This is a genomic window from Ensifer sp. GW823-FHT05D09, from assembly GCF_058795755.1.
This window is the reverse complement of sequence record NZ_JBXAIA010000012.1, coordinates 32,109-54,633: the sequence shown is the minus strand read 5'-3', so window position 1 is coordinate 54,633 and position 22,525 is coordinate 32,109. Positions and strand designations below refer to the sequence as shown.

The following is a 22,525-nucleotide window of genomic DNA, read 5'->3' as shown; positions in this document are numbered from 1 at the left end:
CTCGTAGAAATCGGAGAGCCCCATGACGAAATTCGCCCTTGCCATCCATGGAGGCTGCGGCGTGATGGCCAAGCTTGACCTCAGCGAGGCCGAATGGATTGCGGCCCGCCGCGACCTCGGGCGCGCGCTGAAGGCCGGGTACGCTGTCCTGGAACGCGGCGGAAATGCCATCGACGCGGTGCAGGCGGCCGTCGTCGTCATGGAGGACAGTCCGCATTTTAACGCCGGACATGGTGCGGCACTCAACGAGAACGCCGTCCATGAGCTGGATGCGTCGATCATGGACGGAAAGACGCTTACCGCCGGTGCGATCTGCGCGTCGCGACGCATCCGCAATCCGGTGCTTGCGGCGCGCGCCGTCCTCGAACACGGCGACATGGTCCTGCTTGCCGGCCCCGCCGCGGATCGTTTTGCCGAGGCCAGGGGACTGGCCGTGGTGGAACAGGCCTATTTCACCACCGAGCGCCGCAGACAGGCGCTGGCGGCGATGAAGGCACATGTTGCCGCCGGCACCCAGGTTGCCGCCAGCGAGGCGGAAAAGCACGGGACGGTGGGGGCGGTTGCACTTGACCAGCATGGCCACCTTGCCGCCGCGACCTCGACCGGCGGCTACAACAACAAGCCCGACGGGCGGATCGGCGACAGCCCGGTCATTGGCGCGGGCACTTATGCGCGGGATGGCGTCTGCGCCGTCTCCGGCACCGGCAAGGGCGAGTTCTTCATCCGCCATGTCGTCGGCCACGAGGTCGCCGCGCGCATGGCCTATCTCGGCGAGGATGTGAGGACAGCCTCGGAAAAAGTCATCATCGAGGACATGAAGCCGCATAATATCGGCGCCGGCCTGGTCGCCGTCGGCGCTGACGGCACCGTCGCCGCTCCCTACAATACCGACGGCATGTTCCGTGGCTGGGTCACCGAAAAAGGCGACTTCTACGTCGCCTCGCATTCAGAGGTGATGGTGTCGACCGGCGATTGACCGCGCGTCGGCTGAGGCATGAGGCCAATCATGGTCGCCCGATGCGCCTGTTCTTCGTCATAGCTTCGCCCACGATGCCGACCGGGACAATGTCCAGGGCGGATTCGCCGAAGCCGATGGATGACCAGGTCACGACCTCGAAGGTCGTCGTGGCGTGCGGCAAGCAACGTTCCTCTCCGGCAGGCGATCGGTTTCCGGGGCCAATCCAGGCCGGCCCGGGCAAGCCCCTCGATGAGGCGCGCCCGATCCTCGGCGCGCACGAAAGAAGATGTTGCTCCGACGGCGTGCCGTGAGATGTCGGGGACGAGCGACTTGAGCCGTCCGAGCAAGTCCGTGGCAGCCTCCTCATTGCCCAGAAGTCCGGCACAGGCCGTGCCGATGACCAGTGGGACCGCGTGGCCGGACCGCAAGCGATGCGCCTCTCGTGCGTAGCTCAATCCGAGTTCGTAATCGCCGCCCTGGAAATAGGCCATGGCATAGTAAAACTGAAAGTCGCCGAGAAATGCCTCGCGCGGGCTCAGCCTGAGGGCGTAATCGATGCATGGAATGGCGGCCGCCGCGCGGCCCCCGTTGGCATGCGCAAGTCCCAACTGGCCATGGGCAAACGCGGAGTTGGGGTTGATGGCGACAGCCTGGCTGATCGCTGCCATCGCCAGGACATTGTCGCGCGTCGCAAAGGCTATCATCGCCTGTGCAAGGTATACCCATGGTTCCTTATCGTCCGCGGCAATGGCTTGTTGGACGAAATCCCTGGCTAGGGCCAGGGCGAATCCCATGTCCTCCCACCCCTGGAACGCGCGCCACATGGTAATCCAACCTTTCATGGCGAGCGCCTGGGCATAACCGGGAGCCAGTCCGATTGCCCGATCGAGCAAAGGGAGCATCTTGCCGCTGCTCTCCTCAGACAGTTGCGAACACAGGAACATCGCCCGTACGACACATTCCCAAGCATCAAGGCCATGATGCGGCTTGGGGCTTTCGCGGGCATGCTCTGCCACCAGGAGTTCCGGCCCGATGCGGCCGACGACGCTTGCGGTGATTTCGTCCTGAATGACGAAGATGTCGCCAAGGTCGCCGTCGTACCTCTCGGCCCAGAGCTGGACTTCGGAGGCTGCATCGATGAGCTGCGCGGTCACCCTCATCCGGTTGCCGGACTTGCGGACACTCCCCTCGAGAATATAGCGGATCCCGAGTTCGCGCCCGATGGCGCGCACATCCACGGGCTTTCCCTTGTAGGTGAACATTGTGTTGCGGGCGATCACGAAGAAGCCCTTGAGCTTGGATAACGCGGTGGTGATGTCCTCGGTGAGCCCATCGCTGAAGAAGTCCTGCTCCGGGTCGGGGCTCATGGCGTTGAACGGCAGCACTGCAATGGATGGCCGGTCCGGAAGTGCGGGCCTGGGCGATGCCGTTCGGGTGGTCGTCCTTTCCAGAAGGGGGCGGTACAGTCGCACCGGCCGCTCCATGTTCTTGAGCGCGCGTTCGCCGAGGTACTCGTAGTCGCAGTCAAGCTTGCCCTGGAGGTGATCGTACGCCGTGCCGGAAATGCAAATGCCGCCTGGATCCGCCAAGGTCTGGAGGCGGGCCGCGATGTTGACGCCTTCGCCGTAGAGATCCCCATCAACCTCATGGATCACATCACAGAGATTGACGCCGATCCGAAAGATGATGCGTCGCTCCGTCGGGATATCCGCCTGGTTTTCGGCAATCCCCTTCTGAACGGCGACCGCGCACGCGACGGCATCGACGACCGAGCCGAACTCCACGAGCGCACCGTCGCCCATCAGCTTGACAATACGGCCCCGATGGTCGGCCAGTAGCGGATCGATCACCTCCCGGCGCAGAACCTTGAGGGCAGACAGCGTCCCAGGCTCGTCATGTTCGACGAGGCGGGAATAGCCGACGACGTCAGCGGCCAAGATCGCGGCCAGCCGCCGCTCTGCTCTTGCAGTTGCCATGGCTGTCTCCCCTCAGGAGATCCGCCGCATGAAGCCCAGGCGATTGACGCGACATGCACCATCCGGCGGCCTGACACCACGACCGTGCTGGTTCATGTTACCACTGAGACGGTCATGTGGCGACGCTCCATCAGCCACGTGTCCCAATCTCAGGATGGTCCGGAGTGGGGTTTTCTAAACCCTGCCGATCCCCGTGTGCGTTTCTAGCGCCTAGAGGTACCAATCAGCATCCAGCGAACATGCCTCGATGTAGTCTATCTTCATCTCGCTAGGGATCGCACCAAACGCAACCCGGCTCTCCGCCCCTCACCTACGTTGGACCTCGTCGAAGAGAGCTCCGTCCATGGCGAGCCGCTGCTGCAACTGACCCTCGTTGGGCAGGCGATAAAGGCGCGCCTGTTGCAATAGTTTTCCGCTCGCGATTGCTGCCTTCGTTATCTTTTCCGGAGCAACGAGTGGCAGATGGGAGCGTAGACCGTGGTCTCCTTCGTGCCGACTGCCAGCATTCATGCGCAACATTTTCGGGTCTCGCATCGGCCTTTGATAGTTTCGATCCAGGCCATCATCTCGATCGCCACAGTTGCCATGAATGCGATTCACGCGGAGGACTTGTTCGAAGTTCGGCCCGTAGCCGGGGCTACGGGCCGTTTTGCGGGGATTTATTCCTCGATGTCGACCTTCTCGAAGCGGTGCGAGCCCAAGGGCTCCATCACATAGTTCGTTACCTTCTTCGACATCGGCAGCACAACGGTGGAGTGGGCAATCGGGACCCAGGGCGCCTGGTCGCTGATGATGGCCTGTGCCTCTTCGTAGAGTTTCGTCCGCTCGCCTTGATCCGCGCTGGTGCGCGCCTTCTGCAAGATCTCGTCGAGCGGCTTGGAGCACCAGTTGGCATTGTTGCTGCCGCCGACGCCGGAGCAGCTGAAGAAGTAGCTGAGCAGATTGTCGGGATCGCCGTTGTCGCTGGTGCCGCCCAGGATGATGGCGCCATCGCGCGCCTTGTCCCGCGACTTCTTGAGGTATTCGCCCCATTCGTAGGAGACGATCTCGACGCCGATGCCGACCTTGGCAAGATCCGCCTGCATCAGTTCTGCCGCACGGCGCGCGTTCGGCATATAGGGACGGCTGACGGGCATCGCCCAGATCTTCATCTTAAGATCCTTGACGCCGGCGTCGTCGAGCAGCTTCTTTGCCGCTTCCGGATCGTAGCTGTAGCCGTCGATCGAACCGTTATAGCCCCACATCGTCGGCGGCAGGACGCTCTTGGCCATCTGCCCCATGCCCTGATAGACGGAATCGACAATGGCCTTGCGGTCGATCGCCATGTTGATGGCGCGGCGCACCTCCAGCTTGTCGAACGGCGCGACCAGGGTGTTCATCGCGAGATAGGAGACGTTGAGACCAGGCTGTTCCAAAACGGTCAGGTCCGCATTTGCTTTCAGTCCAGCGATGTCGGCCGGCGCCGGGTACGGCGCGACATGGCATTCGCCCGCCTGGAGCTTCTGCATGCGTGTCGTCGGATCGGTGGTGATCGCGAAGATGAGGTTGTCGATCTTCGGCGCGCCGTCCCAATAGTCCGCATTGGCCGCAAAGCGAATTGCTGCGTCCTGTTGGTAGTCGACAAATCGGAACGGCCCGGTGCCGACCGGCTTGCGGTCGAGGTCTTCGCGCCGTCCCTCAGCCGCCAGCTTGTCGGCATACTCCTTCGACATGATCGAGCCGAAGTTCAGGGCAAGCTTTGCGGGAAGCGACGCGTCCGGCTGCTTCAGCACGAACTTGACGGTCTTTTCATCGACCTTGACGATGTCCTTGATCACCGATGGCATGTCCATCGCATTGAACATCTCCCAGTTCGCACCGGGAAAATAGCTGTTCCACGGATCGGTCTTGTCCAGCTGGCGATGATAGGTGAAGAGCACGTCGTCGGCGTTGAAATCACGCGTCGGCGTGAAGGTGTCCGTCGACTGGAACTTCACGCCCCCACGCAGTTTCAGCGTGTATTCGAGATTATCGTCGGAAATCGTCCAGCTTTCGGCGAGGCCCGGAACAACGTTGGTCGTACCGCTTTCGAATTCGGTGAGGCGATCATAGATCGTTTCCGCCGATGCGTCCCACGTGCTGTTGGCCGAGTAGAGCGCTGCATCGAAGCCCTCGGGCGCGCCCTCTGAGCAATAGACGAGTGTCTTGGCCATGGCCGGCGTCAGGGCGAGGCCCGAAAGCATCGTTGCAGCAAACAGAGAAACAACGGTCTTGCGCGTCCGCGCGAATTTCAGAGTCATTGACGTATCCTCCCTCGGGAATGGAATGCGAAATGTCCGGCAAATGTCTCGCCGGCAGGTCAATCAGCTTTGCCCGCAGTCGTGCCGAGGCCGCGGCCGGGCGCCCAGACGAGATCGGGTGCGGTCCAGAGCACATCGTTGCGGATCAGTTTCACGAGTTCGCCCGCCTGCAGGTCGAGGAAACGCTCGCCCTTTTCTGCCGTTGCGCTGCGCGGATCGCCCCACGTGCCGGTCACCGGCGCGCGCTCGGCGAAGGAATAGAACCGCGACACGTCCGCCGGCACATCGACAGGGTGCTGCTGGTTGCCGTAGGCCTGGCCGAACATCTCGGTCTTCACCGCGTCGGCGGCGATCGCCAACATGACGGACGCCTCACCTTCGCAAGCATGATGAGCACCGGTGTCGACCTCGAAGATCTTGCCTGCCTCTTCCGGCGCCAGCATCCACGGCGTCGTGGCGACGATCGGCATGGCAAACTCGACCGCCAATTCACGCACGGCAACCGCGAGCGGGTCCATGTTGCCCCCATGGCCGTTGACGATGAACAGCCGCGAGAAACCGAGCGTCTTCAGCGAGCGGACGATGCAGCGGATGACGCGGCTGAGCGTATCGTAGTCGAGCGTTATGGTTCCGCCGAAAGGAAGGTGGTGTTCGCTCATGCCGAGCCAGAGGCCAGGCAGAACGGCGACCGGGACGTCGTCGGCGACCAGACGGGCGGCACGAATGGCCGCAGCCGATGCGCTGGCGGTGTCGGTAATGACCGGCAGGTGCGGGCCGTGCTGTTCCAGCGAGCCGATCGGCAGGATGGCGAGCGCCCCCGGCTTGCCGGCGATTTCGCGCAGGCTGGGGGCGGTCATGCGCGCCCATTCAACTTCCTTCGTCATGTCAGGCCCTTTCATCAGATGTCCGGATCGCAGGCGCCCGGACCGCCATGCACGCGACTGCGTCTGGCAACATTGCGAAACATGCGCAAACGGCAGCCGGCAGAGGGCGCCGATTTGCGCTGGTTCAGGTCACTGTTTTCTCCGGCAAGCGATGAGTCGGGTTTCGGCTGAGCGCCGCGGAGCGAACGGCGCCAAGTTTGCACAGTCGGAAATATCAATCAAATTATTTTTCGTATAAGAAAATTATATTTCTTAAAATGCCCACCTGGCGCAGCAAACGACATTGTACCGCTCCGCCGCCGCCCATGCGGACGGACGGCGAATGGCAGCTCTGGCGCTCGCTCGCGCCTCAGCCCTGGGCCAGATGACACCGCGCGTGGCGCACCCCATCCCCGAGGCGCCGCAGATCCTGCGGCGCCTCGCAGCCATTGGCGGCCTTGCCGCATCGTTCCCGGTAGAAGCAGCCGGTCGGCAGTTTGCGGTTGTTTGGAAGCTCCCCGATCCGCACCTCGGCAAGGGTCGGCAGCGGCGTTTCGAAACTCGGAGCCGAGGCCAGAAGCGTCCGGGTGTAAGGGTGCCGCGGATTGCCGAGAACCGCGTCGGCCGGACCTGATTCAACGATCTGGCCGAGATACATCACAGCGACGTCGTCGCAGAAATGGCGCACCAGCGCGACGTCGTGGGAAATAAGCAGGTACGTCAGACCCCGCTCCCGCTGCAACTTCAAGAGCAGGTTGACGATCTGCGCCTGCACCGACACATCGAGCGCCGACGTCGGCTCGTCCAACACCATGAGATCAGGATCCGTGCTCATGGCACGGGCGATTGCGATGCGCTGGCGCTGGCCGCCCGAAAATTCGTGGGGCAGCCGATCCAGATGTTCCGGCCTCAAGCCGACGGCGGCGGCCAGTTCCGCCGCTTTGGCATGCAGTTCGGCATTGCTGTGTCCGCCGCGAATGTGCAGCGGTTCGCTGATCAGCCGCCAGACCGGCAGCCGCCGATCGAGCGAGGATTGCGGATCCTGGAAAACGATCTGCATCTTCTGCCGCAGGTCGCGCTTCTGCCTTCCCTGTGACGCCTGAAAATCCTGGCCGTCGATCGCCACCGAGCCCTTTTCGTACGGCGCAAGCCCGATGATCGCCTGGGCGAGCGTGCTCTTGCCGCAACCGGACTCGCCGACAATGCCGAGGCTTCCGCCGCCGCGAACCTGAAGGCTGACTCCGTTGACGGCGTGCACATGTGAGGTGGCGCGGCCGAGCCAGTCTCGGGATGCCGGAAAGCGGACAGTGAGATCGGAAACCGCCAGAACCGGTGGGGCTATCGTGTCAATACCTTCGGTCATTGCCGGCTCCCCTGCTCTGCTATTTCCGGCCCGACACCTCGCCGCCAGCACGCGACCTCTCGACCATCGGCCCCCGCCAGTTGCGGAGACCGGGATCGACAGAGGTCGATCGCTTCCTTGCATCGCGGCTGAAAATAGCAGCCGGCAGGCGGATGCATCAGGTTCGGTACCGCGCCGGTGATCGCTTCGAGCTCCTGCTTCGGCGCCACCCGTTCCGGCAGACAGCGCAGCAGCGCCTGGGTATAGGGATGCTGCGGCGCATCGAGAACGGTTCGGGTCGCGCCATGCTCGACGATCCTTCCGGCGTACATCACGTAAAGCCGGTCGCAGAGCTGCGACACGACCGCGACGTTATGCGAGATGAAGATCACCGACGTCCCGGTCCGGCGCGCACGGTTCTGGATAAGCCGCAGGATCACGGCTTGCACAGTGACATCGAGCGCAGTCGTCGGCTCGTCGGCAATGATGAGGCCGGGATTGCACGAGAACGCCATGGCGATCAGCACCCGTTGGCGCATGCCGCCGGAGAGTTCGAAAGGGTATTGCTTCATGACGCGCTCGGGGTCGCCGATCAGCATGTCGGCGAGAATATCCCGCGCAATGCGCCTGGCATCCGGCAAGCTTGCCTCCTCGTGACGCATGATGACGTCGGTCAGTTGCTTGCCGATGCGGATCGTCGGGTTGAGCGCGTTCATCGGCTCCTGGAAGATGGTCGAGACCATCTTGCCGCGCACGTCCTGCAGCTGGCTGTCGTCCATGGTCAGCGTGCTATGGCCAAAGAGCCTGACGGAGCCGCCGGTGATCCTGTAGCGTCCTTTGGGCAGCAGTCCTGTGGCCGCCATGGTCGTCACCGATTTGCCGCAGCCGGACTCGCCAACGATCCCGACGATCTCTGCCTTTGCGACGTTGATCGACACATTGTCGAGCGCCTTGATCGCGCCACTGAAGGTTGGAAACTCCAGCGACAGATTGTGAATGGCCAGCGCCTGGCCGCGAGATTGGACGGTATCTGTCATCATCTGCCCCTCAGGCGCGGGTCGAGCATATCGCGGATGCCGTCGCCGACGAGATTGCATCCCATGGCGGTGATCAGAATGGCGAGACCGGGGAAAGTGGCGTACCACCACTGATCGAGCATGTAGCTGCGGCCGCTGCTGACGAGCGCGCCCCATTCCGCGGTGGGCGGCTGCGCACCGAGGCCGATGAAGCTGAGGGCGGCCGCGATCAACACGACCCCGCCCAGATCGAGTGTCGCCTGAACGATGATCGGCGACATGGCGTTTGGCAGGATATGCCAGCGCAGAATGTAGAACGGTGAGGCGCCAAAGGTGCGCGACGCCTTGACGAAGACCTGCTCGCGCAAGGAAAGCGTCTGGCCTCGGGCCAGGCGCACGTAAGCTGGAATGCGCACGATCGCGACGGCCAGCATCGAGTTGAACAGGCTCGGACCAAGGGCCGCCGCCAGCGCCATGGCCAGCACCAGCGCCGGCAAGGCAAGGACGACATCCATCAACCGCATGATGGCGGTGTCAATCCGCCCGCCGACCACGCCGGAAAAGCAACCGATCAGCACCCCGATCGACATCGAAATCAGCACAATCATGAAGGCGGCGCCGCAGGACGCCCTTGCCCCGTAGATCACCCGCGAGAACAGGTCGCGGCCGACCTCGTCGGTACCGAACCAATGGGCAGCACTCGGTGGCAACAGGCGCGCCGTCAGCGCGACCTTGTCCGGGTTGTAGGGTGCGATCACCGGCGCGGCGATGATCATGATGAGGACGAGCAGGATGATGGCAGCGCCGACCAGGGTCAGCGGGCTCCTGCGGCTGAGATACCAAAGGTAACGCAGGCGCTCGGAGATGGACTTGCTACTGCGCATCGCAGGGCTCGCCGCGGCAGGTTCGGTCGGCATGACGACGGACATGATCAGACCTCCCTGATCTGTGGATCGGCGAGCATGTAGGCAAGATCGACCAGAAGGTTGATCAGCACATACCCGATGGAAGCGACGATCGTGAAACCCATGATGGCGGGAAAATCGAGCGTCTGAATGGAGGTGACGACGTAGGTGCCCATGCCGGGCCAGGCGAAGATCGTCTCGGTCAGTACCGCGCCATAGAGGAGGTCGCCTAGCGCCAGCCCCAGCAGGGTGATGGAAGGGATCAGCGCGTTTCGGAGCGCATAGTTGAAGATGATCATGCCTTTGCGCAGGCCACTGGCGCGCGCGGTGCGAATGTAATCTTCCTGCAGGACATCCAGCATCGAGGCGCGTATCTGGCGGGTGATCACGCCCATATTGGCGAAGGCCAGCACGAAGCCCGGCAGGATGATGTGGTAAACGGCGCTACGGAAGGCGTCGAAACGGCCTTGCAGCAGAGAGTCAATCAACAGGAACCCGGTGATGCGCTCTGGCGTAACAATGCCCATGGCCAGACGGCCGCTGCCGGGCAGGATCTGGAACTTGGCGTAGAAGAAGTAGATCAGGATAAGACCGAACCAGAACACCGGCATCGAGATGCCGCAGACCGAGACAGTGCGCGCAATCTGGTCGATCGGACCGTCCTTGTAGACCGCCGACAGCACGCCGAGCGGCACACCCAGACAGATCGCAATAAAGAGCGCCACGGTTCCAAGCTCCAAGGTCGCGGGCAGGAAGGTGCGGATATCGCCGGCAACAGGGCGGTTGGTGCGAAGCGATGTCCCGAGATCCCCCTGCAGCAGATTGCCGATATAGATGGTGAACTGTTCGACGACAGGTCGATCCAGACCCAGGTTGCGCCTGACGTTTTCAAGCGTTTCGGCGCTCGCCCGGTCGCCCGCGATCATGCGCGCCGGATCTCCCGGTATGAGATGCGAGATCGTAAACGTGATGATGGCGACGCCTAACACCACGAAAAGCAGAAGTACCAGACGCGGAATGATGATGCGGGTGATTGCCATGAACGTCGGCCCTTCCGGCAGGAGAACCCTGCCTTGCTTGGGAAACGATGAAACCCTGCCGCGACAGCCGTTAAGGCTGGCGGCAGGTGTTCCGTGGAATGAAGCCCGTCAAGGCCATGGGATCGCTCTGATCCGCTTTCTCATTCCGTTTTCGACATCGTTCCGAAGTTGTAGACCTGGATCAGCATGGGATTGTAGACATAGCCTTTCACGACCGCGCGGCGGGCGAAGATGTCATTCTTTTCCATGATGTAGAGATAGGGCGCATCCTGCGTCGAAAGCGTCTGCGCTTCGACATAGAGTTCCTTGCGCTTCGCCTCGTCGACGATGGATCCCGCCTCTTTCACGAGTTCGGTCACCTTGGTGTTGTCGTAGAAGGAACGGTTGCCCGGACCACCCATTTTTCCGGCGTCGAACCAATAGTTCATGAACATGTAGGGATCGGCAAAATCAGGTGTCCAGGCGCCAGGCGCCATGTCGAACTTGCCGTTGGCCACCAGTTCGCGTTTGGTCGTGTCGGCGACCGCTTGCAGGTCGAGCTTTATGCCGATTTCCGCAAGAGACGCCTGCAGCGCAAGTCCGACCGGCTCCCACGCAGGATCGGCCTGGGAGAAGGTGTAGGTCAGGTGGATGTCGCTCTTGCCGGAGTCGGCCAGCAGGGCCTTCGCCTTCTCGACATCGTATGTGTACTGGAAACCCTGCGGGTCGTGGCCCCACATGCCGCTCGGCACTGCGCCGCGCATCTGCTTGGCCTGACCTAGCATGATGCCGTCGATGATGCCTTGATAGTCGACCGCATAGGAAATCGCCTGGCGCACCTTGGCGTCATCCAGCGGCGGCTGGCGGTTGTTCATGTAGATGTAGTTCACATACATGCTGGGATTGCTCTCGACCACGACGGAGGCGTCCTTCTGCAGCGCCTCCGCCTGATCGAGCGGGATCTGTTCGATGATGTCGGCATCGCCGCTCGTCAGTTGCAGACGACGGGCCGAGACGTCACCGACGATGCGGATGACGACCTGCTTCAGCGCCGGCTTTGTGCCCGCGTAATGTTCGTTGCGGTCGAGCACGATGCTCTGGTTGCGTTCCCAGGAGGCGATACGGTAGGGGCCGCTGCCTGCGGAGTGTTCCGCAAGCCAGGCCTTCGCCATATCGCCGTCCTTCTCGTGCTCCATCACCTTCGGATTGACGATGGCCGCGCCGGAGACGGCGAGTGTCGAGATAAAGGGCGCGAATGGCGCCGTCAGATGGAATCTCACCGTCTGCGGATCGACGACCTCGACCTCTTTCAGCACCGGAAACGCGTCGGAGGGACCCGCTTTCAGCTTCATCAGCCGGTCGAAGCTGAATTTGACGGCGGCCGCATCGACCGGTGCGCCGTCATCGAACTTGTGGCCGCTGGCAAGCTTGAAGGTCCAAACCAGGCCGGCGTCGTCGGCGGTCCAGCTTTCGGCCAGTTCCGGCGCGACCTCGGTTGTGCCGCCCTTGTAGGCGACGAGCCTTTCATAGGCGGCGTAAATCAGTGTGTAGCCGCTGTTGCTGATTTCAACGCCTGGATCTGCGGTCGGCGGATCTTCCGCTCGCGCCAGCACCAGCACGTCCTGCGCTGCGATCGCGCCGGAAAGCGGCGTTGATGCCAGAAGCAAGGCAACGCCAATCGATTTCCACTTGGAACCGTTCATCTCGTAGTCCTCCCCAGAACTGCGGTGCACGATGCCCTCCCGGCACCAACCGCAGCACTAGAGTAGGAAACGATTTTCCTAAGTGCAATATTTTTTCTTATCGTACTCGTTTTTAGTTGTATCAGCTCTTGAGCTTGATCGTCTGGGCGTTCGACAATGTGGAAACCAACTCGGTTTCCGGGGTCGAGCAAACGCACAGGATCTGCGCCGGCTCTTCGCTCACACTGAGATAGGCATGCCCCATCATCGCATCGAAGTAGCAGGAATCGCCCTTCTTGAGCCGCAAGGGCGCATAGATCTCGGTATGAAGCTCGAGCTCCCCTTCGACAACGTAGAAGAACTCCTCGCCCTTGTGGCGGATCAGCGGCCCGAATTCCTCGAGGGTGCGGGCGCGAGCCATCGCCACGATCGGAACCATCGACTTCTTCGAAATCTCCGTACAGACATAGAGATAGTCGTAGTTCTGCGTGATGATCTCCCGCCCCTCGCCAGATCTGGTATAGGTGCGGCGCCCCAGCATGCTGGGCGCGTCCTCGGCACCCGTCATGGTCCCGAAGAGCTCGACGATATCGACCTTGAGGCCCTGCGCCAGCTGGATCAACCGATCGTATGTCAGCTGCATCTGGTTGTTTTCGACCTTGGAGAGGGTCGAGACTGCAAGCCCCGTCATGGAACTCACTTCTGCCAGCGTCCAGCGATTGCGGTTGCGAATCTCCTTCAGGATATCGCCGAGGGTGGATTTCGCATCGGTCATCGTAGGCGTCTCCAATTTGCCTGCAGCCGTCACGACCGCCTGCCGGTCTCGACTCAGCCCGCGACGCGGCAGAATCCGATTGGCATGATAGGAAAACCATTTCCTATAATACGTGGCCGAAATCAACATCGGCTCGAAAAGCTATGCCATCCCTTGCATGCCGGCGTCATCGGCGCGACCTGCAGATCATCCCTGCCGCAATGACGGCAGGGATGGCTGGCCAGATCTATGCAGTGAGCGCCGTCGCATGGTGTCCATCCTCCTGCGCGAACGGGTCGGCGACCTTCGGCCAATAGGGACGCTTCAGCTTGGTGAAGGGCAGCTCCTCAAAGTGGGGTTGCAGGGCGCCGGGGCCGCCGACATAGAGGATTTCGCTGGCGATGGGCTCAAAACCGGCGCGGAAGTGGTTGCTCGATTTCACCACGACTATCTTCCTCTGTGCGGGGTCCAGGCCCAGCGCTGTCATGCATTCCGGGTGGAAGACCTGTGTGCGCACGGTGTTCAGCACGATGTCGACGCCGCCTGCCGTAACCCACACCGCGTCGCCGATGCCAAGCGGCGTCGGCCCGAAGCGCTGGGTGATGCCGGAGGCAATACGCCTGATCGTCACGGTGAGATCCAGAGGATCGCCCGAGGCCGGCCCGACCTTGCCGCCGATCCTGAGTGCCAGCGTCGCCCCCTCTCCCGCCTCGCGGCACAGGCGCACCGCAATCGGATCCCAGTAGAGGCAGGTCGCCACATCCTCGATGCCGCGCTCTATGATGCGGCGCAGGATGAAGGTCGAGTCTCCAGGGGCTCCACCGCCGGCATTGTCGGAGACGTCGGCCAGCACGACCGGTCCGCTCTTTGCAGCGACGGCCTGGTCCAGCGCGGCATCGATGCTGAGATAAGTGCCGCGCATATCCTCACGCGCAGCGAATATCTCCCTGCCGAAGGCCTCGGCGGTCCGAGCGGCTTTCGCCTTGTCGTTGTCGGTAACGACGAGCATCCTGGCGCCGACATCTTCGACGTCTCCCCAGGGGAAGCCGTGACCGAAGGAGACCGAGAGAATGCCATCCTGCCCCTCCAGCGCCTTCATGCGATCGACGATGCCGCGCAACGGCGCGCGATGCGGGTGGAAGGTGTTGATCATCCGGCAGTCATAGAGCGCCATTGCCGGGCGAACCTCGCCCGCAAGGGTTCGCTTCATCAACCGGAACAATTGGCTGGCAACCTCTTCGATGTCGGTGTGCGGATATTCCTTGTAGGTGGCGATCATGGTCGCGCTCGAGAGCATGCGATCGGTGATGTGGCAATGCAGATCGAGCTCGGCGGCAACCGGGACATTCGGCCCGACCACTGCGCGCACATGCTCGATCAGATCGCCCTCGACATCGTCATAACCGTCTGCGACGCAGGCGCCATGCAGCGCCAGCATGACGGCGTCCACCGGCAAAGCCGCCTTGAGGTCGTGGAGGATGGTGGCGCGGAAGCTCTCATAGACCGCCCGCGTGGTCTTGCCGCCGGGCTCGGCCACGGCGCAGAGACTTTCCACCACGTCCCAGGCTTCTTCTTCGGCCGCATTGCGCCAGACCAACATCTGCGACGAGCAGCACGTGAGTGGCCTGCTTGTCGCGTCGCCATAGGCGATCAGGTTTTCCTGGAAAGCCTCAAGCCCCGTCTGCATCGGCGAGAAGGTATTGGTTTCAGTGTCCAGACCCGCAATAAACAGTTTCATTTTTGCCTCCGCCAAAAAGAAAGATATTTTCTAATCATAAAACTATGTTTATCGTCGGAAAGTCAAATGCATCATTCGCGCTCTTGCGCGGCTGGCCGGGGAGGCAGGAATGCGCATCTACATTTCAGCTGATATCGAGGGGATCGTCGGGGTCGTCAGCCGCGACCAGCTGATGCCGGAAGGTTTCGAATACGAGAACGCGCGCCGCTGGATGACGGACACCGTTGTCCACGCCTGCGAGGCCGCGCATGAGGAAGGCGTCGAGGAAATCATCGTCAGCGATTCCCACGGCAATGGCGAGAGCATCCTGATCGACCGCCTGCCAGACTATGTGCAGATCGTTCGCAGCTGGCCGCGGCCGCTGATGATGATGCAGGGCGTCGAGCTCGGTTCTTTCGTCGGTGCGATGCTTCTCGGCTACCACGCCGGGGCAAGCCATTTAAGTGGGGTGCTGTCGCACACGATCGGCGGCACGGCCTTCGCCGAAGTGCGCATCAACGGTGCCGTCATGCCGGAGGCAGGCATCAACGCCGCCATTGCCGGACATTTCGACGTGCCCGTCCTTCTCGCCTCGGGCGACAATATCGCCCTGGACGAAATCAGGGCCTGTATCGGCGATATCGTCACGGTGCCGGTCAAGCAGGTTTACAGCACACAGTCGGCGATATCGCTGACGCCGGCCGTTGCGCATCGCCGCATTCGCGAGGGCGTCAAGGCGGCGCTGGCGACAGCCAGTGGGGCAAAACCCTTCAAGCTGGAAAACCCTGTCCTGGAGATCGTGTTCCGAAACCGCCTGCCGGCCGAATACCTCTCCTACCTCAAGGGTGTCGAGCGCACCGACGGTTACACGATCCGCTACCAGGGCGACAACATGGTCGACGTCTCACGTTTCATCCAGTTCGTGGTCGGCTACAATTCGCGCCTGACTTTCTGACAACTCCGCTACGGAATCCAACCATGACCACCTCAATTGTCCTCGGCGCCGGCATGGTCGGCGTCTCCACCGCGCTTGCCTTGCAGGAGAACGGGCACCAGGTCGTGCTGTTGGATCGCCAGGCGCCAGGGCGCGAAACAAGCTATGGCAACGCCGGCATCATCCAGACCGAGGCCGTCGAGCCCTATGCCTTCCCCCGCAGCGTAAGCGAGATCGTCAGGGTGGCGCTGAAGCGTGGCAACGACGTCGACTGGCGGCTTCGCGATTTGCCACGCGTGGCAGGGCCGCTCTTGCGCTATTTCGCGCTGTCTGCGGCGGCACCCTACGCAAGAACCATTGCGGCCTATTCACAGCTCGCCCTGCGTGCGAGCGGCGATCACGCGCGCTTTATCGAGCCCGCCGGCGCCAACGACCTGATCGTCCGGCAAGGGTGGCGTGCCGTCTATCGTACGCCCGCGGGTTTCGAAGCGGCTGCAGCCGATGCGGAGCGGCTGAAGCGTATCTATGGCGTGCCGTCGGATGTGCTGGGCGCGGACGAACTTGCCGCGTGCGAACCGGCGCTCCAGCGTCGGCTTGCAGGTGCCGTCCATTGGACCTCCCCCTGGACTTGCCGCGACCCGGGCGAACTGGTTGCCCGCTACGCCGCTCTCTTCGTGGCGCGCGGAGGAACACTCGCCCGCGGCGACGCCATGTCCTTGCAGCAGAAGGGTGCCGGTTGGCACGCATTGTCTGAGGACGGTCTTGTCAACGCAGAAAACGCGGTCGTTGCCCTCGGGCCATGGTCGCCGACGCTCGCAAGCGCGTTCGGCTATCGCATACCCATGGTGTTCAAGCGCGGCTACCACAGGCATTTTTCGGGCCAGAACGGGCCACGCGTCTCAATGCTGGATGTCGACAATTCCACGCTGGTTGCGCCGATGAACGCGGGATGGCGGGTCTTGACAGGCGCGCATATGACGCCGCCGGGAACAGCGCCGGCATCGCGGCAAATTCGGCACGCGACCGACACCGCACGCGAGCTTTTCGCGCTGCGCGATCCCGTCGAATCCACGCCATGGTCGGGGACCCGTCCCTGCATGCCCGACATGTTGCCTGTCGTCGGCCCGACCCGGCACAAGGGCCTGTGGTTCCATTTCGGCCACGGCCATCAGGGATTCACATTGGGACCGACGACCGCTGTCCTCCTGGCAGGGCTGATGACAATGGGCCGCGCTGATCCGCTTGTGCTCCCGCTGCTTCCGTCAGCGCGGGGCTGGGCGTAGCGCAGCCGCAAAGACCACGGCGGGTCGATCGACATCGTCAGGGATTCTCGCACAGCAGTCGGAGTGGATCGCTCCGGCTCTGGTGAGTTTCATCCACTGTGTCGGAGCCATTTCGTGGCGGTTGTCGAGGAGCTGCATTTCGGTCGCGCGGCATCGATCGGCGCCCGCACGTCCTTTTCGGCAATGCATGGCGTGATCTCCGTAAGCCTGGAGGGTCGCTTCGCGGGCATAACGCCCGAATTGCTGGAGCGGGAAGTTACGGTGCTTACCCGCCTTCTCGCGCACAACTCCAGCTGACACGGGAGCCGGCTAGATCCTCTCCCGGCAAAACTGAAGCCGATGGGGTCGAACGAACCCAAGGCTTTTCTGCTGTTTCAGTCGATACATTATGCGACTTCCGAAGCACGGGCGGTACATTCTATTTCCAAGTGCGACATGCTCTCCCCGCTGACACCAGCCGCAGGTGCGCGTCATGTTGGTCTTGACCCATGTCTCGTCGATGAAGACGAGACGATCCGGATCAAGTCGATGCTGATGGGTCTTCCACCGCATCCGGAACCGGGGCACCTTCGGCCTGTCCCGCTCGCTTGCCACCGGTGTTTTTGAAGGTTTTGCCTTCAGCGCGCAGGAACCGCCAGACCGTGTCATAGGACACGTCGATCCCCGCAGCCTTCAGCTGTGCCGACAGCGCACGCACCGTCCAGTCGGGTTTGAACTGAAGCCGTTGGCGCACCGCGTCGGCCGCAGCGCCCCTCAAGATCGGTTGGACATAGCCGCCGATCTTCGCCGGCATCAAGCCTTTGCCTGAGCGATCGAGCTGTCCAATCCGCACCGCGGTCGCAGCCGATATGCCGAACCGCTCCGCCGCGGCGCGAACTGTCATGCCATCGTTCAACGCGGCCGCAACGCGAGTGCGCAAATCCAGAGAGAGAGGTCGCACCATCATTGCTGGCCTCCACACCAGCAAGGATCTTGATTCACAAAATCAAAGAAGAGGGAATCCACAAACGATTCCAACTACCGCTGACAGACTCTAGCGGGCGTGATCAGGATCTACTTGACCAGTGACGTATCGGCATCGGCGCCGCAACGAGCTGCGATCCTCCTACTTCCACCCGTGCGGCCTCCTTCCGAACCGGTATGCTGCCCTCCCGGTCGTCGCAATAACATTTCTAATGAACAAGGAATGACGGCGGTGCCCGCGTCCTCTATTCATTTACGGAAACGTCCATCAAGCTGGGAACTTGAGAACATGTCACTGCAAGCCGAAGATTTCGAAACGCTTCTTTCCGGATACGAGATGCTTGCGCTGATCGCCAACAGCGAGAACGTCGATATAGATTCCATCACGCGAGCGCTCCCGGAAAACACCCTCTATATCTTCTTCACCGGCTGCGCCAAGGTCCTGCACAAGCCGTTTGAGAAGGACGCCATGCTCTGCCACCGTCTCGTTGCTGATGGTGCGCGTTTCTTCAAGTCGCGGAAGCATTTCGACAGGGCCTACAGCCTGTTTGCGAACGGTCTCAAGGCTGAGATCGGCGTTCTAGCCGAGCGTGGCGTTCCCACCGGTACACCACCGCTCGACGCGCCACGCCGCAGCGACCTGGTTCCCTACACACTGGATTTCGATCATACGTTTGGAGCACTCTATCCCGCTGGCCGTATGCCGACTACCGGCTTTGCCATCGCCGCCTGGCTTATCGAGAAGATGCCCCACACCAATGTCTGCCTGTGCGGTTTCACCGGCGTCGCCGGCCTGCAGTTCGGCATTTATTCAGGGCATGACTGGACATTCGAGCAGATCATGCTGCAATTGTTCGTGAAGAATGGCCGAATCAGCCGCTTCGAAGACAATCTGAGCGAACCAGCTGGCATGTTCGCCCGCATTCATGACCGCTTTCCGGAATTCAATGAGGCGACAATAGCGCTGGTGGCGACCAATGTCCTTGCAAATCGCTTTACCGGCACCGAACTGCAAGTCGCCAAGCTCTGGTCGAAGACCAGGTTACAGCGCAAGATCGGAAGCCTATTTAAGCGAATTAAGAAATTGGGCCGCTGAGGTTCGTTTCGGCGGCCGTCAAGGCGGCTGCTTTAGCGCTGTGCGACGTAGAGGACCCGGTCGCGGGCCGCGAACCATTCCTCGGCGTAGTCGTCGTTCTTGTACGCCTCAAAATACGGCCCGCCATCGGTAAAATGCACGAGGTCGGCCGATTCGTTGTACTCGTATTCGTTGACGAGCCAGTTCCATGTCTGCGGCAACGCCCCGATCAAGTCTTCGGATTCCAGCCACTTAAATTGATGTAGTTCCAGCCCGGTCGCTGTGTTGACGAAATCCGGCGACAGCGCTTTGCACTTCGCATTGTTGAACAAAATGACGCTCGACCAGTTCTTCTTTTCGTATTTCGTCTGGGTCTGGCCGAGAAACTTGGTTTCGACCTTCGGCTCATAGTCATGTTTGACGCACATAGCGGAATAGTGGTCGTCGCGCAGTTCCCACAACTTGGCGATATCCGTGCGCATCAGCATATCGCAATCAACAAAAAGGCTCCAGCCTTCGTAATTGCTGAGGTACGGAACGAGGAAGCGCGAGAAGGAAAATTCTGTAGATTGCAGCTGGTTGCGCTCGCGTACGAAGATTCCGCCGAGATTGTTGAGCGAGATCGGCAGGAACTCCACCGGAATCGAGCTCTTCTCCAGAATGCTCTGGCAGAAGACATGATAGGCTACGACTTCTTTGCTGTCGAAACCAATGTAGACCCGTGCCTTATCAGCCATTTTCCCTCCTTAAGCCAAACAGTCGCACCACTCGCGAGCTCAAACCGGCTCGAATGTATTGTCGCCGCACTAAGTGCCTATAGCGTTAATGCACGCGCGACCTCCCTGATCACGGACCTGGCCACTCTTTCGCACGGAGACGCCGTCGAAAAGCTCGACGGGTACGCTATGCGCTGGAAGATTGGTATTTTCCACAAGATACTCAAATCCAGCTACAAGCCGGACTCGGCCCGACTGCAAACCGCTTAGCGCCTCGTGAAGCTCATTGTCGTTTGTATCTCGCCCTGGCGCGTTTGCGAGATGACGATGCTCAACCGAGCTACGCTCAACCGCCCCCGCCACCGCGGTCACGAATGCCGATCATCGGATCGCGTGATGGCTTCGTGAAGCCTTGCGTTAGCCTTCTGGTCGTAGACCGGCGGGTGGCGCAAACTTCCAATCGATAGATTATGCGATCATTTTGGCCCAGAAGGTACATTCTATTTCCAAGTGCGACATGCCAATAATTTCAACGGGTTCCCCTTGGAGATTTTGGGATGTCTCGACATTATTCGCAGTTGAATCTGGCTGATCGACGCCGCCTACGCCACTTTGTCGAACGCAAAGTGCCGATTAAAGAAGTGGCGCGTCAACTTGGCCGTCATCGATCGACAATCTATCGCGAGATCACGATCGCGAACTGCCCGAATATAGCGGTTACTTCCCGACCGTTGCCGACGATATCAGCAAGGAGCGTCGCCGGCGTCTGAGGAAGCTCAGGCGCCATCCGCAACTGCGCGAACTGGTCATCGATCGATTCAAGGCGTGCTGGTCGCCCGAGAAGATAGCCGGCCGACTGTGGGCGGATGGACTTAGCCTCATCAGGATTTGCGGCGAGACGATCTATCGGTTCGTTTATGGCAAGGAAGACTACGGGCTAGGACGAATCGACATTCACATCAGCCAGAGCATAGCGGCGAGGAAATAGAGGAAACCTTCGAAATGGATTGTTCTGCGGTCGTATCGGGTGGCAAAGCGGCGGAAGTGCTTCATTCGGTTGAAGCACCGCTCGATGCGGTTGCGATGTGTATAGGCGGCTTCGTCGTGGGGGATGATGATCTTGTGCGAGCGGTTCGATGGGATGACGGCTTCGGCTCCCATGCTGGTAATAATTTCTCGCAAGGCATTGCTGTCATAGGCTTTATCAGCCAGCACGGCATCGCCGCCCTATCCCTCCAGAAGAGCCAGCGCTTGCGTGATATCACCCACCTGACCGGCAGTGACGATGAAACGCAGCGGCCGCCCAAGGGCATCAACTAGCATGTGCACCTTGGTGGTCAGTCCGCCTCGGGAACGCCCCAGCGCCAGATCCTTGCCCCCTTTTCCGGAGGCGACCTGCTGATGGGCGCGAACGATCGTGTTGTCGATCATTAGATATTGGTTGTTGCTGCCTGCTGTCAGCGCCTCGAACACCCGCTCCCATACGCCGACATGGCACCAGCGGCTGAAGCGCTTATGCACCGTCTTCCATTTTGCCATAGCGTTCCGGCAAGTCGCGCTAATGTGCGCCGGAGCGCAAACTTATAGTCAGCCATCGATGAAAAGACGGTTGTCCGAGCTGCGCCTAGAATATCCAATCTTATCAGGCAATAGGGATGCAATCTGGAGCCATTGGGCGTCGCTCAGCTCATAACGCCTAATTGCCATCATCGACCTCCATGACCAACACGGTGCTCTGTGAATCGGCGATCAAGCGATTTGGGAATCCTGAATGTCAATCGGGCCTAACGCTTAAACGCAGAAAAGCCCGCCGACCTCTTGGTCTGACGGGCTTTTGTTTGATTTGGTTGCGGGGGCCTGAGTCCACGGAGACTTGTACATTTCGACGTAAATGAGCAAGCAGACGCGGAAATAATTGCCCATTCGCGCATTTGAGCGCTTGGCCGCACTGTCTTAAACGCACACAATAACTAATTTAGGGTCGGAGAAAGAACCCGCTGCATGCGAGGGCGTCTGCGCTTGAGGTAGAGGGCACAGGCTGTGGGTTGCGCGTTCATTGAACGTCGTCCGACAACGGCAGAGCATGAAAGGCTTTTTCAACAAGGAGCCTGACCATGCAGTACCCTCATCTCGACGCGCCCGTGAGCCCGCTGCGCCAGCGGTTGATCGACGACATGAACATGCGGCGTTTCTCACGCGAAACGTAGCCCAACTATCTCCGCGACATCGGACGTCTGGCGACCTTTCTCGGGCGGTCACCTGACACGGCGAGCGCCGACGATTTGCGACGGTTCCAGATCGAGCAGCAGAACGATGGCGTTCCTGTTCCGAAGATGAACAGCATCGTGTCGGCACTACGCTTCCTCTTCACCCAGACCCTCGACCGCCCGGACCTGGCGCGCAGGCTTGTCCGGCTGGCGCATCCGCGCAACCTGCCCGTGGTGCTGAGCCGCGACGAGGTTGCCCGGCTGCTCAATGCCACCACCTGCCTCAAGCACCAGGCAGCATTGTCGGTCGCCTATCTCGCCGGCCTACGTGTCGCTGAGGTCTCTATGCTGAAGGTCGCCGACCTCTGTTGAAGCGGTACTCGCCCTTGTACGTCGGGCTGGTCAGGAGGGCGTGCAGCGGGCCGATACCCCACCGCACGGCGCGCCGGGTGCGGTAGCCCCGTTCGTTAAGGTAGCAGGCAAGGGCTTTAACGCCGAGGGGGCCGCTCTTGCCATTGCGTTCGTGGATAAGCCGGAACATGAGCCGCACCACCGCGCACTCCATCGCCGCTTTCGCTATCGCGTCAACGATAAGCGCCTACCGGGTAAACCCGACCTAGTTCTTAAGAAGTATGGTGTCGTCATCTTCGTGCATGTTGCTTTTGGCATCGGCACGAAGGCTGCACAGTCGCGAACAAGCCCAAGTCAAATACTGCGTTATGGACCGCGAAATTCGATAGGAACATCCAGCGCGATGCACAAGTGCAAGATCGCCTAACTCAAATGGGTTGGAAACTTTGGGCCGTGTGGGAGTGTGACTTAATTACCAAAGCCAA

20 protein-coding genes and 2 pseudogenes are annotated in these 22,525 nt (G+C 61.0%); 8 read left to right on the top strand and 14 right to left on the bottom strand.

Translation table 11 applies throughout. From position 1 onward, the window contains the following. Window positions 1-22: 22 nt before the first annotated feature. The gene (locus AC1Q80_RS26835; protein WP_492362400.1) at window positions 23-976 is read left to right on the top strand and encodes an isoaspartyl peptidase/L-asparaginase family protein; all 954 of its coding nucleotides are present in this window, start codon (window positions 23-25) and stop codon (window positions 974-976) included. Here AC1Q80_RS26835 and AC1Q80_RS26830 read toward each other — a convergent pair. The 10 genes from AC1Q80_RS26830 to AC1Q80_RS26785 all read right to left on the bottom strand — a co-directional run bounded on the left by AC1Q80_RS26830 (window position 931) and on the right by AC1Q80_RS26785 (window position 14,532). Continuing rightward, window positions 931-2,895 carry an adenylate/guanylate cyclase domain-containing protein gene (locus AC1Q80_RS26830; RefSeq protein WP_492362399.1) on the bottom strand — a complete coding sequence of 655 codons (1,965 nt, stop codon included), beginning with the start codon at window positions 2,893-2,895 and terminating at the stop codon, window positions 931-933. The genes AC1Q80_RS26835 and AC1Q80_RS26830 overlap by 46 nt on opposite strands. 698 nt (window positions 2,896-3,593) lie before the next feature. Continuing rightward, window positions 3,594-5,213, bottom strand: a complete 1,620-nt coding sequence (locus AC1Q80_RS26825) for an ABC transporter substrate-binding protein (RefSeq protein WP_492362398.1) — start codon at window positions 5,211-5,213, stop codon at window positions 3,594-3,596. 59 nt (window positions 5,214-5,272) lie between these two features. After that, window positions 5,273-6,097, bottom strand: coding sequence for a creatininase family protein (locus tag AC1Q80_RS26820; protein WP_492362397.1), 825 nt, complete (start codon window positions 6,095-6,097; stop codon window positions 5,273-5,275). Between the two features lie 349 nt (window positions 6,098-6,446). Next, window positions 6,447-7,439, bottom strand: coding sequence for an oligopeptide/dipeptide ABC transporter ATP-binding protein (locus tag AC1Q80_RS26815; RefSeq protein ID WP_173422442.1), 993 nt, complete (start codon window positions 7,437-7,439; stop codon window positions 6,447-6,449). Beyond that, entirely contained in the window at window positions 7,436-8,458 is a 1,023-nt protein-coding gene (locus tag AC1Q80_RS26810; RefSeq protein ID WP_210264590.1) for an ABC transporter ATP-binding protein, read from the bottom strand. Before AC1Q80_RS26810 ends, AC1Q80_RS26815 begins: the two co-directional genes overlap by 4 nt. Then, window positions 8,455-9,363 (bottom strand): D,D-dipeptide ABC transporter permease, encoded by a 909-nt coding sequence (ddpC, locus tag AC1Q80_RS26805; protein WP_234903017.1) that lies wholly within the window; start codon window positions 9,361-9,363, stop codon window positions 8,455-8,457. Before ddpC ends, AC1Q80_RS26810 begins: the two co-directional genes overlap by 4 nt. A 2-nt stretch (window positions 9,364-9,365) precedes the next feature. Continuing rightward, window positions 9,366-10,379, bottom strand: coding sequence for an ABC transporter permease (locus AC1Q80_RS26800; RefSeq protein WP_173422444.1), 1,014 nt, complete (start codon window positions 10,377-10,379; stop codon window positions 9,366-9,368). A 140-nt stretch (window positions 10,380-10,519) separates the two neighbouring features. Then, window positions 10,520-12,091 (bottom strand): ABC transporter substrate-binding protein, encoded by a 1,572-nt coding sequence (locus tag AC1Q80_RS26795; RefSeq protein WP_492362396.1) that lies wholly within the window; start codon window positions 12,089-12,091, stop codon window positions 10,520-10,522. A 91-nt stretch (window positions 12,092-12,182) separates the two neighbouring features. Next, window positions 12,183-12,815: a helix-turn-helix domain-containing protein gene (locus AC1Q80_RS26790; protein WP_209792732.1), complete on the bottom strand. Its 633-nt coding sequence runs from the start codon at window positions 12,813-12,815 to the stop codon at window positions 12,183-12,185. 226 nt (window positions 12,816-13,041) lie between these two features. Continuing rightward, window positions 13,042-14,532 carry a M81 family metallopeptidase gene (locus tag AC1Q80_RS26785; RefSeq protein ID WP_492362395.1) on the bottom strand — a complete coding sequence of 497 codons (1,491 nt, stop codon included), beginning with the start codon at window positions 14,530-14,532 and terminating at the stop codon, window positions 13,042-13,044. Window positions 14,533-14,641: 109 nt separating this feature from the next. Here AC1Q80_RS26785 and AC1Q80_RS26780 point away from each other — a divergent pair, with 109 nt between their 5' ends. The 3 genes from AC1Q80_RS26780 (at window position 14,642) to AC1Q80_RS26770 (ending at window position 17,025) form a co-directional block, all read left to right on the top strand. Next, on the top strand, window positions 14,642-15,466 hold the full coding sequence (locus tag AC1Q80_RS26780; protein WP_492362394.1) for a M55 family metallopeptidase: 825 nt from the start codon (window positions 14,642-14,644) through the stop codon (window positions 15,464-15,466). 23 nt (window positions 15,467-15,489) lie between these two features. Continuing rightward, window positions 15,490-16,728: an NAD(P)/FAD-dependent oxidoreductase gene (locus tag AC1Q80_RS26775; RefSeq protein ID WP_492362393.1), complete on the top strand. Its 1,239-nt coding sequence runs from the start codon at window positions 15,490-15,492 to the stop codon at window positions 16,726-16,728. 114 nt (window positions 16,729-16,842) lie between these two features. Then, a complete protein-coding gene (locus AC1Q80_RS26770) occupies window positions 16,843-17,025 on the top strand; it encodes a hypothetical protein (protein ID WP_492362392.1) in 183 nt (60 codons plus the stop codon). A 223-nt stretch (window positions 17,026-17,248) separates the two neighbouring features. On the opposite strand, the gene AC1Q80_RS26765 is transcribed toward AC1Q80_RS26770, so the two are convergent. Further along, on the bottom strand, window positions 17,249-17,674 hold the full coding sequence (locus AC1Q80_RS26765) for a transposase (RefSeq protein ID WP_492362391.1): 426 nt from the start codon (window positions 17,672-17,674) through the stop codon (window positions 17,249-17,251). A gap of 240 nt (window positions 17,675-17,914) precedes the next feature. On the opposite strand from AC1Q80_RS26765, the gene AC1Q80_RS26760 reads away from it, so the two are divergent. Further along, window positions 17,915-18,787, top strand: a complete 873-nt coding sequence (locus tag AC1Q80_RS26760) for a hypothetical protein (protein ID WP_492362390.1) — start codon at window positions 17,915-17,917, stop codon at window positions 18,785-18,787. A gap of 32 nt (window positions 18,788-18,819) precedes the next feature. Here the strand turns inward: AC1Q80_RS26760 and AC1Q80_RS26755 are convergent, their stop codons facing one another. Next, window positions 18,820-19,503 carry a glycosyltransferase family protein gene (locus AC1Q80_RS26755; protein ID WP_173422450.1) on the bottom strand — a complete coding sequence of 228 codons (684 nt, stop codon included), beginning with the start codon at window positions 19,501-19,503 and terminating at the stop codon, window positions 18,820-18,822. A 536-nt stretch (window positions 19,504-20,039) separates the two neighbouring features. Here AC1Q80_RS26755 and AC1Q80_RS26750 point away from each other — a divergent pair. Continuing rightward, a pseudogene (locus AC1Q80_RS26750) lies at window positions 20,040-20,425 on the top strand (transposase); the annotation flags it as partial. A gap of 11 nt (window positions 20,426-20,436) precedes the next feature. Here AC1Q80_RS26750 and AC1Q80_RS26745 read toward each other — a convergent pair. Then, window positions 20,437-21,183 (bottom strand): annotated as a pseudogene (locus AC1Q80_RS26745) (IS5 family transposase). 581 nt (window positions 21,184-21,764) lie between these two features. On the opposite strand from AC1Q80_RS26745, the gene AC1Q80_RS26740 reads away from it, so the two are divergent. Next, the gene (locus tag AC1Q80_RS26740; protein WP_492362389.1) at window positions 21,765-22,061 is read left to right on the top strand and encodes a hypothetical protein; all 297 of its coding nucleotides are present in this window, start codon (window positions 21,765-21,767) and stop codon (window positions 22,059-22,061) included. On the opposite strand, the gene AC1Q80_RS26735 is transcribed toward AC1Q80_RS26740, so the two are convergent. Then, the gene (locus AC1Q80_RS26735) at window positions 22,033-22,230 is read right to left on the bottom strand and encodes a recombinase family protein (RefSeq protein ID WP_492362388.1); all 198 of its coding nucleotides are present in this window, start codon (window positions 22,228-22,230) and stop codon (window positions 22,033-22,035) included. The two genes, AC1Q80_RS26740 and AC1Q80_RS26735, sit on opposite strands and share 29 nt — an antisense overlap. Between AC1Q80_RS26735 and AC1Q80_RS26730 the strand changes: the two genes are divergently transcribed. Further along, complete coding sequence (locus AC1Q80_RS26730) at window positions 22,213-22,467, top strand: hypothetical protein (protein WP_492362387.1); 255 nt, start codon at window positions 22,213-22,215, stop codon at window positions 22,465-22,467. The genes AC1Q80_RS26735 and AC1Q80_RS26730 overlap by 18 nt on opposite strands. Window positions 22,468-22,525 lie beyond the last annotated feature (58 nt).

Coding starts and splice junctions, on each gene's coding strand:
- AC1Q80_RS26835 (WP_492362400.1), top strand. CDS start 23: ATGACGAAATTCGCCCTTGCCATCCATGGAGGCTGCGGCGTGATGGCC.
- AC1Q80_RS26825 (WP_492362398.1), bottom strand. CDS start 5,213: ATGACTCTGAAATTCGCGCGGACGCGCAAGACCGTTGTTTCTCTGTTT.
- AC1Q80_RS26820 (WP_492362397.1), bottom strand. CDS start 6,097: ATGACGAAGGAAGTTGAATGGGCGCGCATGACCGCCCCCAGCCTGCGC.
- AC1Q80_RS26815 (WP_173422442.1), bottom strand. CDS start 7,439: ATGACCGAAGGTATTGACACGATAGCCCCACCGGTTCTGGCGGTTTCC.
- AC1Q80_RS26810 (WP_210264590.1), bottom strand. CDS start 8,458: ATGATGACAGATACCGTCCAATCTCGCGGCCAGGCGCTGGCCATTCAC.
- ddpC (WP_234903017.1), bottom strand. CDS start 9,363: ATGTCCGTCGTCATGCCGACCGAACCTGCCGCGGCGAGCCCTGCGATG.
- AC1Q80_RS26800 (WP_173422444.1), bottom strand. CDS start 10,379: ATGGCAATCACCCGCATCATCATTCCGCGTCTGGTACTTCTGCTTTTC.
- AC1Q80_RS26790 (WP_209792732.1), bottom strand. CDS start 12,815: ATGACCGATGCGAAATCCACCCTCGGCGATATCCTGAAGGAGATTCGC.
- AC1Q80_RS26785 (WP_492362395.1), bottom strand. CDS start 14,532: ATGAAACTGTTTATTGCGGGTCTGGACACTGAAACCAATACCTTCTCG.
- AC1Q80_RS26780 (WP_492362394.1), top strand. CDS start 14,642: ATGCGCATCTACATTTCAGCTGATATCGAGGGGATCGTCGGGGTCGTC.
- AC1Q80_RS26775 (WP_492362393.1), top strand. CDS start 15,490: ATGACCACCTCAATTGTCCTCGGCGCCGGCATGGTCGGCGTCTCCACC.
- AC1Q80_RS26765 (WP_492362391.1), bottom strand. CDS start 17,674: ATGATGGTGCGACCTCTCTCTCTGGATTTGCGCACTCGCGTTGCGGCC.
- AC1Q80_RS26760 (WP_492362390.1), top strand. CDS start 17,915: ATGACGGCGGTGCCCGCGTCCTCTATTCATTTACGGAAACGTCCATCA.
- AC1Q80_RS26755 (WP_173422450.1), bottom strand. CDS start 19,503: ATGGCTGATAAGGCACGGGTCTACATTGGTTTCGACAGCAAAGAAGTC.
- AC1Q80_RS26735 (WP_492362388.1), bottom strand. CDS start 22,230: ATGTTCCGGCTTATCCACGAACGCAATGGCAAGAGCGGCCCCCTCGGC.